General features: G+C 30.3%; 4 protein-coding genes. All 4 read right to left on the bottom strand.

All coding sequences use genetic code 11. The features are described from left to right. Positions 1–231 precede the first annotated feature (231 nt). The gene (locus IRZ78_RS25860) at positions 232–645 is read right to left on the bottom strand and encodes an ester cyclase (protein ID WP_194620457.1); all 414 of its coding nucleotides are present in this window, start codon (positions 643–645) and stop codon (positions 232–234) included. Between the two features lie 102 nt (positions 646–747). After that, the gene (locus IRZ78_RS25865) at positions 748–1,329 is read right to left on the bottom strand and encodes a Crp/Fnr family transcriptional regulator (RefSeq protein WP_194620459.1); all 582 of its coding nucleotides are present in this window, start codon (positions 1,327–1,329) and stop codon (positions 748–750) included. Positions 1,330–1,900: 571 nt separating this feature from the next. Next, on the bottom strand, positions 1,901–2,302 hold the full coding sequence (locus IRZ78_RS25870) for a VOC family protein (RefSeq protein WP_194620461.1): 402 nt from the start codon (positions 2,300–2,302) through the stop codon (positions 1,901–1,903). Between the two features lie 34 nt (positions 2,303–2,336). Further along, entirely contained in the window at positions 2,337–3,086 is a 750-nt protein-coding gene (locus IRZ78_RS25875) for an AraC family transcriptional regulator (protein WP_194620463.1), read from the bottom strand. Between the last annotated feature and the right edge of the window lie 251 nt (positions 3,087–3,337).

A 3,337-nucleotide genomic window follows, 5' to 3' on the forward strand; every position in this document is an offset into this window, starting at 1 on the left:
AATAAACTCATGGAGGTATAAAAATAAAAAAAACTCCAAAATCAAGTGACTTTGGAGTTTTTGGAATTCTGTGGAGTATCAGGGACAGCAATCGAACACTTAATGCCAATTTTGACATTTTTCGAAAATATAAAATAAAATAAGAAGGATGCTAAAAACTATCCGCCATCACTTAGGTTTATTTTTGAACCCTATGCTTATTATCTTTTATTTTTATCAGAATATTATTTTTTAATTTGTAGGTACTGCTCCAATTTGTTGCAATAATGCTAATAAATCAGGTTGTCCATATTCTTCTGTAATCTGATTATCAATAAGACGATAAAAATTAGTAGCTTGTACTTTAATGCTATTTCCAGTTGGAGGGACTCCAAAAAAAGTTCCTTTATGTGTACCAGTCATTGTAAAACGAATAGCAGATTTATCATTTTCTGAAATTATTTCTTCTAAATGCCATTGGATATCAGGAAATCCTTCACGCATCATCCATATAGTTGCCAAATATCCTGTTGGACCAATAAGAGGCTCTACTTGACCAGGCACATAAAATTTTGCTGTCGGATTAATAAGCTGTTGTGCTAAATTTTCATCAGCAGTATTAATAAATTCAACAAATTGCTTAAAGAAATTTTTGTGATTTGTCATTTTTTCATTTTTAAAATTTATAATGTAAATGTACAATGGCAACTTGTAGTGATCCTATAAACAATCTTAAGAAATTGTCTTAATATAAATTAAGAGTAAAAGTTATTTAATATGAGTTTCACTACGAATTTTACTAAGAAATTCAGGTGTAATGCCAAGATAAGAAGCTATTTGAGTATTAGGCAATCTTAGTGCAAGTTGTGGATATTGTTCTAAAAAATCTAAGTAACGTTGATTTGCATTTGAGCTAATATTTTGTAATAAACGATTTTGAAGCTCAATAAATTTTTCTTCAATAATAACCCTGAAATTTCGATCAAACTTCGGCACATTAACGAATAAGTAAAGCAAGTCTTGCTTTTCAATTTGCAGGATAAAAGAAGGTTCTATTGCTTCAATAAACAGTTTGCTTGGTTTTTCTGAATAGAAACTCCCTAAATCTGCTATCCATTCATTTTCGATCGCAAAACTAATATTGTGTTCAGAGCCTTTTTCATCGACGCTATACATTTTAAAACAGCCCTTAACTACAAATGTATAATGTTTGCAAACAAAGTTTTCCTGCAAAATCATTTGTCTGCGCTTGATTTGTCTTTGTGCCGTCCTTTTGTTTAATAATGAACTTTCTTCTTTATTTAACGGAAGATAATTTTTAAAGTTTTCGATGATGGGCTGTGCAGTCAATTTCTATTTTTTTTCGTTTTAATCTTCTTTAATTCAGTCAAATTTACAGATTAAATATTTTATTTCAATGGGTTGGATAATTAGCAAGGTCATTTATAATATTATTTTTTACCACAGAGAACACAAAGATTTTTATCTGTGAATGCCGCAGAAAACACAGAGTTCACAAAGCTAGATCAATACAAAGCCTTATGAACTTTACCTTTTATAAAGTTAAGAATAAAACTTAGTGTTTTCTACGGTAATTTTTTTAACTCTCTCCCACGTTTTGGCTTGTTTAACCGCAATGTTCGCAAAGAGTTACCAAGGGACGCAATGTATAGCTTTGCGAATTTAATAAAGATCCTGCAAACACAGCAGAAAAAAAAACTTTGCGTGCTTTGCGGTAATTTTTTTGCTAGTCCATAAGTTTTCGTATTGATCCGTATTGATCCCAAATTTGCAATCCGTGCCCCCTGTTCTGACATTTTTCGAAAATCTAAAATAAAAGATTTGAAAAAGAGATTATGTTTTGCTCTTATTATCATTTACTTTTTTGAAAATCTTTTTCGTCTTATGCTAAATAATCATCTCATTTTTCATTTGGCAAGTCAGAAAACAATTCAATTAAATTATTCTCGGGGTCTCTAAAATGTGTAACTCTAATTCCCCAAGCTGTCATATCTTTCGGCTCTGTTAAGAATTTAATGCCCTTACTTTGTAAAGAATTATAAGTTTCGTTTACGTTATTTACTTGAACAATGATTGCAATTTTGTCTTGTAAAATTTCATTTTGCTTTGCGTCTGCGTTGTTGATGGCTATATTCATTAGTTCGGCTTTAAACAATGCAAGTCCTGATGGATAGCCAATGTTGAAACTGGCGAAATTATCGCCAAGTTTCCCCCAAGTACATTCTAAACCAAGAATGTTGTTATAAAAAGCGAAAGACTTGTCAAAGTCATTCACTAAAAGTCTGATGTTACTGAATTTCATTTTGCTGTTTTTTTATGTTATTAATGATGCAAAACTAATTTTCTTTCATTGTTGCCAATTGTAAAAATCGGTCGTTTTTGTTTTCAAAAAGTTCAGTTGGACTATTTCCTGTATATTTTTTGAGGTCTTTTATGAAATGTGATTGGTCAAAATAATTTTGTTCGGGATAAAGTTGTCCTTTTTTAATTTGCTTGAATGAAGCATAGCATCTTAGAATCTTGCAGTATGATTTTAAAGAAATACCAAATCTATCTTTGAAATAACGGTTAATTTGTCTGCTTTTCCAAAATACTTGTTGTGAATATTGTTCAATCGTTTTTTCGCCGTTTGTTTCGTGTAACAAGTTGAATAGATTTTGCTTTCTGCTGTCAATGCCTTTATGAATATCTAAAATTGAAAGCATAATTTTATTCAACTTTTCTGTTTCAATTTCTAAATCTGTAAATAAAGCCTTGTCTAATCTCCAAAAGTCATTTTCTTTTATTTGTTCACTGTCGCAAAAAGCTGAAATGTTTTGTTGTAAAATATAGTCAACCGCTAATAATTTAAATCGTATTCCGAAAAGTTGTCTGTTTGGGTCAATAGAAACTTCAACTTGTTTAGTCCAAAGTCCTGTTAGCGAAATTTCTTCTTGTTTATAGTTGTAAAACGAAATTAAAAGGTCAAAACAACCGTCTGGCAAAATTGTAAAGTCAAGTTGTTCGGTTGTAGAATTTTCAAACCACCAATAATTCTTAACGAAGTCGGTCAATAATGTGTCGGGCTGAAACTCTTTATAAATCATTTAATTTGGTATGTTAGTATTTATCTAATAAAAAGGCACATAACTCTAGATGCTACAGCGTATCAAGCTTATTAAATGTACATTTAATCCAAATGATAAAGTTTTACAATACTACACAAAAAAAGAACATTAGGATTGACATTTTTTAGTAAATTGAAATTAATTTAAGATAGTAAGAATTAAAGGAAGTAATTTGCGAAGTACAGCAAAAAAAAACGCCATTGGATTCCAATGGCGTTGTTTGTCTTTCT

Source organism: Flavobacterium sp. CSZ (assembly GCF_015350725.1).
In the GTDB taxonomy this organism is placed as follows: Bacteria; Bacteroidota; Bacteroidia; order Flavobacteriales; family Flavobacteriaceae; genus Flavobacterium.